Genomic DNA, 15065 nt, shown 5'->3' on the forward strand with positions numbered 1-15065 from the left:
TTTAAACGCTAAGATAAACATTAATCTGTAATACGCCAAATTGAGGGTTTTTAACTTTCACTAAAATCTAAAATATCCGATTTCTTATTTTTTTACTAATTTTACCATTTAAATGATGTTTAAGGATATTATAAAATTATGTGGTTAGAACTTATTTTTTCGGCAATAGGACTAGGATTAATGCTTAGTTTAGTCTTTATAGGGCCCATCTTTTTCTTACTTATAGAAACCAGTTTTTCTAGAGGTCCGCGCCATGCCTTAGCCTTAGATTTGGGTGTGATATCAGCAGACTTGCTTTGTATATTAGCCGCTTATTTTGCCAGCGATGATTTGGTAGAACTCATAGACAAACACCCTAGTTTTTACAGAATTACCGCGTTGATTATCTTTTCTTACGGAATTTTTATGATTGCCTCTAAAGCGAAAATGCATATTGAAGGGGAACAAAAAATTATCTATCAAAAAAACTATTTTAAAACTTTCCTCAATGGATTTTTCTTAAACATTATTAATATTGGGGTGGTACTGTTTTGGCTAGTTACCGTGATTTCTGTTAGAAATTCTTACCCTAATCCTTATGAATTTTCCTTATACATTGGCATTATGCTTGCGACTTATGTCGGCATCGACTTGATAAAAATCTTACTGGCAAAACAATTCCACTATAAATTAACGCAAAGAATTGCTAATTATATCCGTAACGGTGTAGGCATAATCTTACTCATTATCAGCATCTTTATATTCATGCAAAGTTTTAAAAAATTCAACCAATTCGACCATGAATTAGAACGAAGCGGCTATGTAAAAGACACCATTAAACATTCTTAAAATCCAAATGATACACTTCTCTCCTACCCTAAAAAAAGGTGATAAAATTGCCATTGTTTCCCCTGCTGGAGCAGTTAAGTTTGAGCAGATTGAATCTACCTTAGAACTTATACAAAATAGAGGCTACGAACCTATTTTAAGTCCGCACTGCTTAGGGACTTATGATAAAAGCTACCTCTATTCTGGAACGGAAAAAGAACGCATTGCCGACCTCAACTGGGCATTTTCTCAACAAGAAGCAAAGGCTATATGGGCAACAAGAGGCGGCTACGGTTGTCAGCATTTGTTAAGACATCTCAAATTGTCAAAATTTAGAACTTCGCCAAAGTGGTATATTGGGTATTCGGATAATACCGTAATCCAAAGTTATTTATTAAAAAATGGTTTTGCGAGCATTCATGGACAAACCCTTAAAATCTCATCATTTGGGGTAACGGAAGATTCTTTTGAGGCTATTTTCTCTATTTTAAAAGGTAAAACACCCGAATATAATATTACACCGCATCCTTTAAATCAAAAGGGGAGTGCGGAAGGTATTTTAGTGGGGGGCAATTTATCTTTAATCCATGCCTTATTGGGTAGTCGCTATTCTTTTGATTTTAAAGATAAGATATTATTCATCGAAGAAATTGGTGAGAACTTCTATGCTTTAGATAGAATGATGGTGTCTTTGGATTTGGCAGGCGTATTTAGAAAAATTAAAGGTCTAGTAGTGGGCGGCATGATTTATATGGGCAATGAAAAAGACAATCCTCAGTATGAAGAAAGTTTTGATGCTATGGCGTATCAAATCATTTCAGAACGGGTAAAACACTACGACTTTCCTATTCTCTATGGCTTTCCAAATGGACATATCCATCATAATTTACCTTTAATTATTGGTAAAAATATGACGCTAGAGGTTTCCGAACAACAAGTTACCCTTAAGTAGTTTAATATGGCAGAACACAACGATTTTGGAAAGTTAGCGGAACTATATGCTGCCGATTATTTAAAGAAAAAAGGCTATCAAATCATTACCCAAAATTATCGCTTTCAGAAAGCCGAGATAGACCTTATCACACGCTATGAAAATCAATTGGTAATCGTTGAGGTAAAAGCTCGGCAGAATGATACTTTGATAGAGCCACAAGAAGCTGTTAATAAAAAGAAAATCAAACTTTTGATTTCTGCTACCGATGAATTTATGAAAACTTTCCCCGATGATTTAGAAGTCAGGTTTGATATCATTACTGTTTTAAAACAACCTGACGGAACACTGCAAATCAATCATATAGAAAATGCTTTTGAAAGTATTGATTTCTAAGGAATATTAACTTTTTCCCCACTAAATTTCGGCTCTACACCGAACAACAAATCGAAAAATACTTTTACTCTAGCAAAATATTCTCGGATATAGGTTTTTGGGCTTATCTTCATATAAACTTCTTTAGCATTATAACCATAAGCCTCTAATCCGTGTTGTCTAGCTAAATAAACCGCTCTTTCGTTATGAAATTTTTGAGAAATGATAATAAACGATTGTTGCCCAAAAATATCCTCTACTCTTACCACAGAATCTAAGGTTCTAAATCCAGCAAAATCTTCAAAAATATGGTCTTCAGGAATTCCCATGGCTATTAGATCCAATTTCATGTCTTGGGTTTCGTTGTAATCTTTTTGAGAATTATCGCCACTTACAATTAAATATTTTACTTTTCCTGAACGATATAATTCTGCTGCGGCCTCTATCCTATTTTTAAAGAATAGATTAATATTACCATTTGTCAAATTTCTGCTTGTGCCTAATACTAAGCCTACTTTTTTATTTGGAAGTTGAGATATATCATAGCTAATATAAGCCTTAGAATTCTGTTCAATGATTAAATTAGAAAGCCATAATGCCAACCCACTTAGCAGTATAAAAATAAGAAATAATATTCCAAAGGTCTTAATGATTTTCACAGTATACTAAAAATTTAGTCCATTCGGAAACGCACGCCTTCTAAAAAGATACAGTAGAGCCACCCCTACGGTTATCGCTGCATCAGCCACATTAAAAATATATTTAAAAAACTGAATATGCGTTCCCCCAATAATCGGCCACTGTTCTGGCACCCACCAATCGACCCAATCAAAATGAAACATATCTACCACACAGCCCTTTAAAAAATGAGAATACCCATGTCCAAAAGCCGTTAGATGAGAAATCCCTTCATAGCCAATCCAACGCCCAAGGCTATCATCATAGATGGTTCCAGAGTTGAAAATTAAACCATAGAACATCCCATCAATTAAATTACCAATAGCCCCAGCAAATACCATTGCCGCAGGAATCAGTCGGTAATTGTCTGCCTCTTCTTTAATCCATTTTCTAAAAACATAGACCATCAGCCCAATCAAGATTACTCTGGTGAAGACTAAAAAATACTTACCAATAAGCCCTCCAAACTGAAACCCATAAGCCATCCCAGGATTCTCTACAAAAGTGAGTTTAAGCCCTGGAAAAGCAGAAATAGATTCATTGAGCTCAAAATGAGTTTTGACATAAATTTTAGTGGCTTGGTCTAGCAATAATACCAAAAAGGTAACAATGGCTATTTTTTTCATGTATGGTTATTTTGGCTTTAAAACCTTATGTTTCAATTAAAATAATCGAAGTATTGCATCGGGTCATAGACCGTTCAACTAAGTCTAAGGACTTAATTTAAAATGTCATACCTCCGACGATTGTATTACTTCTGTTTGTTTTTAGCATCAATACTTAAAGTGGCATGAGGCACCGCTTTTAAACGCTCCTTGCCTATCAAATTCCCCGTTTCTCTACAAATCCCATAGGTTTTGTTTTGGATGCGGATTAATGCATTTTTAAGGTCTCTAATGAATTTCTCTTGTCGACCTGCTAAAATGGCATTTTGCTCTTTACTCAGCGTTTCTGCACCTTCCTCAAAAGCTTTAAAAGTTGGGGAGGTATCATCTGTACCATTATTTTGGTCGTTGATAAAATTCTGACGGATAAGGGCTAAATCCCGCTCTGCCTTTTCAATTTTTTGTTCTATAAGTGTCTTAAATTCTTGTAATTCTTCGTCACTATAGCGTTGTCTTTCTTTTTCCATAACTTTGGTTTTTCACTATAACGATTATTCTAGACTTTATTGCCTAGAGCAATTATTTTCTTTTAATTCCCACCTCAAATGCCACTTCATCTATTTCGATAGGATCTGCATTTGAAATTTCATCTACTACTTCTATATCATCGGATAAAACCTCAGAAGAAATGTAGTCTTTATTTTGCAAAAGATCTTCCAAGAACGGATTATCATGTTTCAATTGAATGCTGATTTTATCCGTTAAGTCAAAATCTTTATCTTTTCTAAGGTTCTGAACACGGTTGATAAATTCTCTTGCAATCCCTTCAGCCTTAAGTTCTTCGGTAATCATCAAATCTAATGCCACCGTGAGTTTCCCTTCGCTGGCTACCGTCCAACCTGGGATATCTTTGGTTGTAATTTCCACATCATCTAGCGTAATCTCGTAATCGCCAACCTTTACTGAATTTTCTTTTTCAAGAGCAGCAATTTTATCTTGGTCAAACGCACTGATTTCTGCTGCTACCGTTTTCATATCTTTACCTAATTTTGGTCCAAGCGCCTTAAAATTAGGTTTAATTTGTTTTACGATAAGGTCTGCCGCTTCATCAGCATCAATGAGTTGAAGCTCTTTTACATTCACTTCTTGTTTTATTAAATCCGAAACCGCTAAAATTTGACTGCCTGTTTTCTTATCCAAGACTGGAATCATCACTTTTTGAAGTGGCTGACGCACCTTGATATTTTCTTTTTTCCTCAATGAAAATACCATAGAAGTAATTTGCTGTGCCAAATGCGTTTTCTCTACCAGTTCCGTATCGATAAGGGTTTCATTTACCTTAGGGAAATCCGTTAGGTGAACACTCTCTGCGGTTTCTTTCTTCGTGGCATGATTTAAGTCTTGGTAGAGTCTATCCATAAAGAAAGGGGCAATCGGTGCGGCTAATTTGGCGACCGTTTCTAAACAAGTGTAAAGCGTTTGATATGCCGAAATTTTATCTTCTGTATAATCCCCTTTCCAGAATCTTCTTCTACAAAGTCTTACATACCAGTTACTTAAGTTATCATTCACAAAAGTATTGATGGCTCTTGCCACTTTGGTTGGTTCATAATCTTCATAGAATTTTTTAACCTCTTTAATTAAAATATGAAGTTCAGAAAGAATCCAACGGTCGATTTCTGGTCTGTTTTCAACCTCTGCTTCTTGATAAGAAAATTGGTCTACATTGGCATACAATGCAAAGAACGAATAAGTATTATAAAGTGTCCCAAAGAATTTTCTTCTTACCTCGTCTATACCATCTAAATCAAACTTAAGATTTTCCCAAGGATTAGCATTAGAAATCATATACCAACGCGTGGCATCAGGACCGTATTTCGCTAAGGTCTCAAATGGATCTATGGCGTTGCCCAATCGTTTAGACATTTTTTGTCCATTTTTATCTAACACCAATCCATTAGACACTACATTTTTGTATGCCACAGAATCAAATACACTGGTGGCAATGGCGTGTAAGGTATAGAACCATCCTCTGGTTTGGTCAACTCCTTCCGCGATGAAATCTGCTGGAAATGCCTTGTTTCGGTCTATCATGTCCTTATTTTCAAAAGGATAATGCAATTGTGCATAAGGCATAGACCCAGAATCAAACCATACATCAATCAAATCGCTTTCGCGTTTCATCGGTTTGCCACTGTCTGATACCAATGTGATGGCATCTACTATATTTTTATGAAGGTCTATTTTCGCGTAGTTGTCCTCGGACATATTTCCAATTTCAAAGTCTTGGAAAGGATTGTTGTCCATTACCCCAGCTTCAATAGCCTTGTTAATTTCTGTGATTAATTCTTCTACAGAACCTATGATTTTTTCTTCTTTAAGGTCTTCGGTACGCCATATAGGCAATGGAATACCCCAATATCTAGAACGCGAAAGATTCCAATCGTTCACATTTTCCAGCCAATTGGCAAATCTTCCTTCGCCTGTAGATTTTGGTTTCCAATTGATGCCTTTATTCAATTCTACTAAACGATTTTTAACCGAAGTCATCTTTACAAACCAAGAATCCAATGGATAGTAGAGTACAGGCTTGTCCGTACGCCAACAGTGAGGGTAGGAGTGGAGGTATTTTTCAACTTTAAAGGCTTTATTTTCTGTTTTAAGAAGAATGGCCATTTCCACATCCCAAGATTTTTCAGGGGCTTTTCCATCATCATAATATTCATTTTTTATGTATTTTCCACTGAATACTTCTGGAACTTTATCCCCTTCTACAAATTTACCTTGTAAATCTACTAAAGGCACAAGATTATCGTTATTATCTTTAATGAGCATTGGTGGGATGCCGTTTTCTTTAGCTACACGGGCATCATCAGCACCAAAAGTAGGCGCAATATGCACGATACCTGTACCATCTTCAGTCGTTACGAAATCGCCTAGAATTACTCTAAAGGCTTTATCTGCATCTTCAGCAGGGCTAAACCACGGCACCAATTGTTCGTACTCTGTGCCTGCCAAATCCGCTCCAGTAAATTCTGCTAAAATTTGATAAGGAATGGTTTTTTGCTCAGGCTGATAGTTTTTAAAATCTTCCTCTGTACCTTCAACAAACTTTTTTCCGAAATTTTTAGTTAGTAAAACTTTAGCTAAAATAATGTTGATAGGTTCATGGGTATATTGGTTAAATGTTTTTACCAATACATACTCAATATCTCTACCTACGGCAAGAGCGGTGTTAGATGGTAAAGTCCAAGGCGTAGTTGTCCATGCTAAAATATGGATAGGCTTTTGTTCCGCTTTGGAAAACTCTGCCCAATGATTAACGCCTCCACAAGTTTCATTTTCTAAATCGATATTACAACTCGTAGCATTATTCAATTTATCGCTTAAAACATTTGATAATTTTTTTACTTTAAACTGCGCTACAATTGTAGTATCAGAAACATCCCTATAAGTCCCCGGCTGATTTAACTCGTGAGAAGAAAGTCCTGTTCCTGCTTTAGGCGAATAAGGCTGAATGGTATAGCCTTTATAGATTAAATTTTTATCGTATAATTGTTTTAGCAACCACCATACCGTTTCCATATATTTAGGCTGGTAAGTGATATACGGCTGATTGAGGTCTACCCAATAACCAATTTTTTCGGTAAGGTCGTTCCAAACATCGGTGTATTTCATTACCGCTTCTCTACACGCTTGGTTGTAGTCTTCTACCGAGATTTTTTTGCCAATATCTTCTTTGGTAATGCCTAATTCCTTCTCTACACCCAATTCCACAGGCAATCCATGTGTGTCCCAACCCGCTTTTCTAAACACTTGTTTCCCATTTTGGGTTTGATAACGGCAGAATATATCTTTCAATGCTCTTGCCATCACATGGTGGATACCAGGCATCCCGTTTGCAGAAGGTGGTCCTTCATAAAAAACATATTCTGGCTGTCCATCGCGGTGGCTTACCGATTTTTTAAAGGTTTCATTTTCTTTCCAAAATTCAGCAATACCTTGGGCTATATCTGTGAGATTGAGATTTTTGTATTCTGCAAACTTGTTCATTATCAAATCGTTTTATTTTTATTTAAAATAGTCCGCTAATATACGGATTTTTACACTAATATGAATTGATTTTTTAGGCTAATTTTAACCTTACATTCAGTTTTATTTTAAAATATTAAACCTTGTATTTTAAAGCATTAATCCAAAAAATTTAGCCTAAGTTTAAATTAAAAAACTTTTAAATAAGGAAATTAAAGGTTATTTTTGCAAAAGATAATATTATTATGGCAAAACAAGACGACGATTTTAAAAAAGTAATTTCCCACGCTAAAGAGTATGGGTTTATTTTTCCTTCAAGTGAAATATACGACGGACTTTCTGCAGTTTACGACTATGGACAGAATGGAGCAGAACTAAAAAATAACATCAAACAATATTGGTGGAAAGCCATGACGCAACTCAACGAAAATATCGTTGGGATAGACTCTGCCATCTTGATGCATCCTACCATTTGGAAAGCTTCTGGGCATGTGGATGCGTTTAATGACCCGCTTATCGACAATAAAGATTCTAAGAAAAGATTCCGTGCCGATGTTTTAATAGAAGACTATTGTGCCAAACTAGAAGATAAAGCCCAAAAGGAAATTGCCAAAGCCAAAAAACGATTTGGTGATGATTTTGACGAAGCCCAATTTGTAACCACTAACCCAAGGGTATTAGGTTATAAAGAAAAACAAAAAACTATCCTTACCAGAATGGCTAAGGCGCTTGATAATGAAGACTTGGCCGATGTAAAAACCCTTATCGAAGAATTAGAAATTGCCGATCCAGATACAGGGTCTAAAAATTGGACCGAAGTAAGGCAATTCAACTTGATGTTCGGAACTAAACTTGGGGCTTCAGCAGAGAACGCTACAGATTTATACTTAAGACCAGAAACAGCACAAGGAATTTTTGTTAACTTCTCTAATGTACAAAAAACTTCCAGACATAAATTGCCATTCGGTATTGCTCAAATTGGGAAAGCCTTTAGAAATGAAATTGTTGCCAGACAGTTTATCTTTAGAATGCGTGAGTTTGAACAAATGGAAATGCAATTTTTTGTAGCGCCAGGCACAGAACTCAACTTCTATGAAGAATGGAAGCAAAAACGACTCAACTGGCACTTAGCCCTTGGTTTAGGCGAGGATAATTATAAATTCCACGACCACGAAAAATTGGCTCACTATGCCAATGCTGCTGCTGATATAGAATTTAAATTCCCATTCGGATTTAAAGAATTGGAAGGAATTCATTCAAGAACAGATTTCGACTTATCGGCACACGAAAAATTCTCTGGTAGAAAACTCCAATACTTCGACCCTGAACGAGGGGAAAGCTATGTCCCTTATGTGGTAGAAACTTCGGTAGGGTTAGACCGTATGTTCCTCGCTGTATTCGCTAGTAGCCTAAAAGAAGAAACTTTGGAAGATGGTACTACAAGAACGGTATTATCACTACCGCCAGCCTTAGCTCCAGTAAAAGTGGCAATTCTACCATTGGTTAAAAAAGATGGATTACCAGAGTTTGCAGAAAAAATATTCAACGAGTTGAAATATGATTTCAATGTGATTTTTGAAGAAAAAGATAGTATTGGTAAACGATACAGAAGACAAGACGCTATTGGTACTCCATTCTGTATTACGGTAGACCACGACTCGCTAAACGATTTTACGGTAACGCTAAGAGACCGCGATACTATGCAGCAAGAGCGTGTTCCAATGGAAAACTTAAGAAAGATTATTGATGATAAAGTAAGCTTTAGAAAACTACTTTCAAAAATTTAATCCATTAAATATCAATAGAATAGATTGGCTGGTTAAATATAAACCAGCCTTTTTTATACCTTATGCATAAGTGGTGTGAAAACCTGTTAATATCTCTAATTTATAATGTGGAAAACTTTTAAAAACTTATCCTTTTATACCCGAATAAATTTTCGTATTGCAGTTTTAAAATCGAAAAAGAATGAGAAGTTTCTAAATTTTAGACAATAGTTTTATCCCACTTATCACAATCTACATTATCCCAATTTAGAGATTCTAAGATTTATTCACAATTAGGGATAAATCCATTATAAAACTGATTAATAAGGAATTATAATGTGTATAAACTATCCATAATCTAGTGGTAGTTTGTGGCTAAAAAATACTTAAAAACTTATCCATAATTTCACAAGACCATACAACATACAACAGATTGTTTATTCTATATATTTATTAAATTAAAAAAACTGATGATTGTAGAGGGGTGTTGTGCATTGTGGAATCTTTTCAAAAAAATATAGTGCGTTTGCGAAACAGAAATCTTAACTTTGTACAAGTGATAATTTAAAACTTAATATTCAAAACAGTGATATGAAAACAATCAAAGATTATAATTTTAAAGGAAAAAAAGCTCTAGTAAGAGTAGACTTTAATGTGCCTCAAAATGAAGCTTTAGAAGTAACTGATAATACGAGAATCGTAGCGGCTAAACCTACGCTAGATAAAATTCTAAACGATGGTGGCGCTGTCATATTAATGACGCATCTGGGGCGTCCTAAAGGTCAGAAAGTAGATCAATATTCTTTAAAATCTGTAGTTTCCGAAATAGAAAAAGTTTTAGGAAAACCCGTTAAATTCTGCTCTGAAACCGTAGGGGAGGAGGCAGAAAAAATGGCAGGCGAACTAAAAGAAGGCGAAATTTTATTACTTGAAAATTTAAGATTTAACGCAGGGGAGGAAAAAGGTGATGTAGACTTTGCTAAGCAACTTTCTAAACTAGGTGATGTTTATGTAAATGATGCTTTTGGAACTGCCCATAGAGCCCATGCGTCTACTGCCGTAGTAGCCGATAATTTCCCAGAAACTAAATTTTTCGGTTTGTTGATGGCTCAGGAGTTAGAAGCAATAGACAAAGTCTTACATTCTGGTGAAAAACCTGTAACGGCTATTCTAGGAGGTTCTAAGGTATCGTCCAAAATTACCATTATAGAAAATATTTTACCGAAAGTGGATAACCTGATTATTGGTGGCGGTATGGCATTTACCTTTATTAAAGCCCAAGGAGGACATATTGGAAATTCTTTAGTAGAAGAAGATAAAATGGATTTAGCCCTTCAAATTTTGGAACAAGCTAAGGCCCAAAATGTAAATGTGTATTTGCCTGTAGATGTGATTTCGGCAGATGATTTTAATAATGATGCAGAAACTAAAGAAGTAAATGCAGACGAAATACCAGAAGGTTATATGGGCTTAGATGTAGGAGCGCGTACTAGAGAAATTATCCATGATGTAATTATGAATTCTAAAACTATCCTTTGGAATGGGCCGTTAGGTGTTTTTGAGATGTCTAATTTTGCTGCAGGGACTGAGGCGCTAGGCGATAGTATTGCTGAAGCGACTAAATTAGGTGCATTCTCACTAGTAGGCGGTGGGGATAGTGTGGCTTTTGTAAAGCAATTTGGCTATGCGGATAAGGTGTCTTATGTCTCTACTGGGGGCGGTGCTATGCTAGAGTCTTTAGAAGGTTTGGAGTTGCCAGGTATAGCGGCGATTACTAAATAGAATTTGTCTTAATATCTATACAAAAGCTCATCTTTTAAGATGGGCTTTTATAATTTTTAATCATATTGTTCTTAATATTTAAAAGAATTATCTTTGTAAATTAATAACTTATCATTAAAATTATTTATAATTTGGGTAAAAAATAACTATGAAATTATCACCTTCTTTACACAACAACTTTGATATTATAAGACTTTTAGCTGCGCTTCAAGTAGTTTTTAGACATGTGTTTTATAAACATGATTTTCATAATTCCATACTTAATTTTATTAAAGAAATTATTTTAGCTTTTCCTGGTGTACCAATTTTCTTTATGGTAAGTGGTTTCCTTATTTATTAGTCATTTGATAGAAATTATGATAACTTAAAGAAATACTTTCGTAATCGTTTTGTTAGGATATATCCAGCATTGTGGTTTGTTTATTAATCACCATTTTAATATACTATTTTACTTTGATGTAAATTCATTAATTTTAAATCATATAAAAATCTTTATTTTATGGATTTTAGGTCAACTTAGTATCGTACAATTTTGGACACCAGATTTTCTTAAATTCTTTGGTGAAGGATCTCCTAATGCTAGTTTATGGAGCATTTGTGTAGAGTTACAGTTTTATTTTTTTGTACCTATACTTTTTTATTTACTTAAAAGATTATCAAAATATAAATTTTGGATAATCATCAGTTTTTTTATTGCTTCAATATTATTTAACCATTGGATTTATTCATTAGAGAAGCATGATTTAATATATAAATTAGGTTTTGTTTCCCTATTTCATTATTTATTTTATTTCTTATTTGGAGTATTATTTTATAACTATTGGATTGTTATAAAGAAATTTATAGAGCAAAAGTTTTTGATTTGGATTAGTTTATTTCTAACTCTTCACTTTTTATGTAAAGATGTCGTAGATATTGATCTTAATAATTACTATCTATATTCTTTTTATAAGGTTATATTTATTTTATTACTAAATCTTTCCATACTATCTTTTGCCTATAGTCATACAAACTTAGCTGATAGGATACTTAGAAGGCAAGATATATCATATGGTATCTATATTTATCATATGATAGTAATTAATGCTTTTATCCAGAGTGAATTAGATGTAAAGAGTAACTTTGTTATTATATTAATATTAACTGTAAGTTTGGCAGCTTTTTCTTGGTTTGTCGTAGAAAAACCGATATTAAATAAATTAAAGAAATCTAAAGCAGTTGTCAAGTAAAATTTTATAAAATTCTATTTTCAGTCAAATTTTGACCTTTATAAACCTATCAAATTTCAACGATCTAATTTTTTATGATACAATATATCAAACTTGAAAATTCGCCCGTTTTTGAGGCTTTAAAATTAGAAATTAACCCTTGAACGAATCCAGAAAGCCAAAAAATAGGATTTTTCTTGTATTTTTCACTTAACATAGAAATATAAAATGCATCGAGTAGGAGAGGGGTTACTTTTTTTATTTTGAGTCCTTCTTGCTCCATTAATTGTTGTAATCCTTGTTTTGAAAAATGATAAAGATGTCTAGGAACATCGTAAGCTGCCCAATAATCTTTATATTTTTTGGCATCATAAGATTGATAATTCGGAACTGCGATAATTAAACAACTATTTAATTTTAGTTTAGATTTTAAAAGTGTCAGAATTTCTTTCTGATTTTCGATATGTTCAAACACATGCCATAGGGTAATACAATCTAAAGTATTGTTCTCAATATCATCTAAGGTCTTAATAAATTGAGTGGTTCTAGATTTACTTTTCGCAAAAGCCCTTGCTTGGTCGTTGGGTTCAAAGCCATAAGTAATGTAGTCTTGCTCAATAAATTTTATAAATTCCCCCGCACCGCAACCATAGTCCAGAACTTTTATGTCTTTAGTATTAGTATTAATATTTTCTTTTATAATCTTTGCTTTATACTTTAGGTTGAATTTCTGAATAAATTTATATACTTTTTCTTTAAGACTATTATTATCTTGGTGATGAGAAATATACTTTTCACTTTCGTAGTACTTACCTAAATCTTTTGGGATAGGGTAAGTTTTTAGAATACCATTGATAGGGGTTTCTTTTATTTCAAAAAATTCTTGCGTTAGAAAATGATCTTTTACTTTCATAAAATACTTCATCAATTATTAATGTTTCACGTGAAACATGAAAGGATTATTTACCTAAATAAATCAATAATACATTAATATCCGCAGGAGAAACTCCACTAATTCTTGAGGCTTGAGCAATAGTTTGAGGTTTAATATGACTCAATTTTTGCTTAGCTTCTGCTGATAAACTTGCGATTTTAGAATAATCAAAATCCTTAGCAATTTTAATGGTTTCTAAGCGGTGTAGTTTGGCTACATTTTCTTTTTCCTTTTCTATATAGCCTCTGTATTTGATATTGATTTCGGCTTGTTCTCTTACCTCATCAGAATAATTTTTACTAAAGTTTTTAATCTCATCAATCGCCTCTAATTTTTCTAAATTCATATGTGGTCGGGTAAGAATTTGTGCCGCACGATAGGCTTGGTCGACTGGTGAGGAGTCGATACTCTCCAAAACTGGGTTGATTTGTTTCGGTTTTAGAGAATAACTTTTTAGATAATCTTCTAATTCTTGTGCTTGCTTGATTTTATCCTCAACTTTTCTTAGGCGTTCTTCTTTGGCTAAACCTAATTGATAAGATTTTTCGGTAAGCCTAATATCGGCATTATCTTGTCTTAAAAGAAGTCTGTATTCCGCTCTAGAAGTAAACATTCGGTAAGGCTCTTCTGTTCCTTTCGTGATTAAATCATCTATTAATACACCAATGTATGCCTCATCTCTGCTTAGAATAAATTCTTCTTTTTCATGGACTTTATTATGGGCATTTATTCCTGCCATTAGTCCTTGTCCTCCAGCTTCTTCATAGCCCGTTGTTCCATTAATTTGTCCAGCAAAATAGAGGTTTTCTATTAATTTTGTTTCTAGGGTATGTTTCAGTTGGGTAGGAGGGAAGTAGTCGTATTCTATGGCATAACCTGGGCGGAAGACTTTTACATTTTCAAAGCCTGGAATGTGCCTCATTGCTTGTATCTGAATCTCTTCTGGTAGGGAAGAACTAAAGCCATTAACATAAATTTCTATGGTTTTCCAACCTTCGGGTTCTATAAAAAGTTGATGTCTGTTGCGTTCAGCAAAACGATTGATTTTATCTTCTATACTTGGGCAATATCTAGGTCCTATACTTTGAATTGTACCATTAAACATTGGGCTTCTATCAAATCCAGATCTTAAAATATCGTGTACAGTTTCATTGGTGTAAACAATGTGGCAAGAGCGTTGTTTTTTAAGAATAGGCGTATCTAAATAAGAGAATTTTTTAGGATTAGGATCACCAGGTTGCTCTTCCATTTTAGAATAATCTAAACTTCTGCCGTCTACTCTTGGTGGTGTTCCTGTTTTCATTCTTCCAGCTTCAAAGCCTAAATTTACCAATTGTTCTGTAATACCATAAGCTTTTGGCTCACCCATTCTACCGCCGCCCAATTGCTTATCACCTACATGGATTAACCCATTGAGAAAAGTTCCATTGGTTAAGATAACAGATTTTCCTTTGATTTCTATCCCTAAAGAAGTGATGACACCAATGACTTTATTTCCTTCGATAATTAATTGCTTTACCATATCTTGAAAGAAATCCAAATTCGGTGTGTTTTCTAGGGCTAAGCGCCATTCTTCTGCAAATAGCATTCTGTCATTTTGTGTTCTTGGCGACCACATGGCAGGACCTTTGGAAAGATTAAGCATTTTAAATTGTATTGCAGATTTATCCGCAATGATCCCGCTATATCCACCCATGGCATCTATTTCTCTCACGATTTGTCCTTTGGCAATTCCACCCATAGCAGGGTTGCAACTCATCTTTCCTATGGTTTCCATATTCATAGTGATGAGTAGGGTAGAAGAGCCTAAATTAGCTGCTGCTGCTGCTGCCTCACAACCTGCATGACCAGCACCTACAACGATGACATCGTATATTTGATTAATCATATTTTAAGTATCGTATTGATTGTATTTAGTAAAAATTTAATTAATGTTTCACGTGAAAC

General features: G+C 34.3%; 13 protein-coding genes. 7 read left to right on the top strand and 6 right to left on the bottom strand.

All coding sequences use genetic code 11. From position 1 onward, the window contains the following. The first annotated feature begins 138 nt into the window (after window positions 1-138). The 3 genes from C237_RS0103995 to C237_RS0104005 are packed head-to-tail and all read left to right on the top strand — an operon-like array spanning window position 139 to window position 2134. Entirely contained in the window at window positions 139-828 is a 690-nt protein-coding gene (locus tag C237_RS0103995; RefSeq protein ID WP_018675206.1) for a LysE family translocator, read from the top strand. A gap of 7 nt (window positions 829-835) precedes the next feature. Beyond that, window positions 836-1759 (top strand): S66 peptidase family protein, encoded by a 924-nt coding sequence (locus tag C237_RS0104000; protein ID WP_018675207.1) that lies wholly within the window; start codon window positions 836-838, stop codon window positions 1757-1759. Window positions 1760-1765: 6 nt separating this feature from the next. Beyond that, the gene (locus C237_RS0104005) at window positions 1766-2134 is read left to right on the top strand and encodes a YraN family protein (protein ID WP_018675208.1); all 369 of its coding nucleotides are present in this window, start codon (window positions 1766-1768) and stop codon (window positions 2132-2134) included. On the opposite strand, the gene C237_RS0104010 is transcribed toward C237_RS0104005, so the two are convergent. From C237_RS0104010 to ileS, 4 genes are all read right to left on the bottom strand, one after another. Next, window positions 2131-2763 (bottom strand): SanA/YdcF family protein, encoded by a 633-nt coding sequence (locus C237_RS0104010; protein WP_425413725.1) that lies wholly within the window; start codon window positions 2761-2763, stop codon window positions 2131-2133. The genes C237_RS0104005 and C237_RS0104010 overlap by 4 nt on opposite strands. Before the next feature lie 15 nt (window positions 2764-2778). Continuing rightward, window positions 2779-3417 carry a lipoprotein signal peptidase gene (locus tag C237_RS0104015; RefSeq protein WP_018675210.1) on the bottom strand — a complete coding sequence of 213 codons (639 nt, stop codon included), beginning with the start codon at window positions 3415-3417 and terminating at the stop codon, window positions 2779-2781. A gap of 125 nt (window positions 3418-3542) precedes the next feature. Beyond that, on the bottom strand, window positions 3543-3923 hold the full coding sequence (locus C237_RS0104020) for a TraR/DksA family transcriptional regulator (protein ID WP_018675211.1): 381 nt from the start codon (window positions 3921-3923) through the stop codon (window positions 3543-3545). A gap of 52 nt (window positions 3924-3975) precedes the next feature. After that, window positions 3976-7449, bottom strand: a complete 3474-nt coding sequence (gene ileS, locus C237_RS0104025; RefSeq protein ID WP_018675212.1) for an isoleucine--tRNA ligase — start codon at window positions 7447-7449, stop codon at window positions 3976-3978. Window positions 7450-7673: 224 nt separating this feature from the next. On the opposite strand from ileS, the gene C237_RS0104030 reads away from it, so the two are divergent. From C237_RS0104030 to C237_RS13610, 4 genes are all read left to right on the top strand, one after another. Then, on the top strand, window positions 7674-9215 hold the full coding sequence (locus tag C237_RS0104030; protein ID WP_018675213.1) for a glycine--tRNA ligase: 1542 nt from the start codon (window positions 7674-7676) through the stop codon (window positions 9213-9215). A gap of 570 nt (window positions 9216-9785) precedes the next feature. Next, a complete protein-coding gene (locus C237_RS0104035; protein WP_018675214.1) occupies window positions 9786-10976 on the top strand; it encodes a phosphoglycerate kinase in 1191 nt (396 codons plus the stop codon). Window positions 10977-11124: 148 nt separating this feature from the next. Then, window positions 11125-11316 (top strand): acyltransferase family protein, encoded by a 192-nt coding sequence (locus tag C237_RS14930; RefSeq protein WP_245539698.1) that lies wholly within the window; start codon window positions 11125-11127, stop codon window positions 11314-11316. A 49-nt stretch (window positions 11317-11365) separates the two neighbouring features. After that, window positions 11366-12205, top strand: a complete 840-nt coding sequence (locus C237_RS13610) for an acyltransferase family protein (RefSeq protein WP_245539699.1) — start codon at window positions 11366-11368, stop codon at window positions 12203-12205. Between the two features lie 64 nt (window positions 12206-12269). On the opposite strand, the gene C237_RS0104045 is transcribed toward C237_RS13610, so the two are convergent. Both C237_RS0104045 and mnmG read right to left on the bottom strand, forming a co-directional pair. Further along, on the bottom strand, window positions 12270-13097 hold the full coding sequence (locus tag C237_RS0104045) for a class I SAM-dependent methyltransferase (RefSeq protein WP_026315479.1): 828 nt from the start codon (window positions 13095-13097) through the stop codon (window positions 12270-12272). A 46-nt stretch (window positions 13098-13143) separates the two neighbouring features. Further along, window positions 13144-15006 carry a tRNA uridine-5-carboxymethylaminomethyl(34) synthesis enzyme MnmG gene (mnmG, locus tag C237_RS0104050; protein ID WP_018675216.1) on the bottom strand — a complete coding sequence of 621 codons (1863 nt, stop codon included), beginning with the start codon at window positions 15004-15006 and terminating at the stop codon, window positions 13144-13146. Window positions 15007-15065 lie beyond the last annotated feature (59 nt).

The sequence above is a fragment of the Riemerella columbina DSM 16469 genome (assembly GCF_000374405.1).
Taxonomy (GTDB): domain Bacteria; phylum Bacteroidota; class Bacteroidia; order Flavobacteriales; family Weeksellaceae; genus Riemerella; species Riemerella columbina.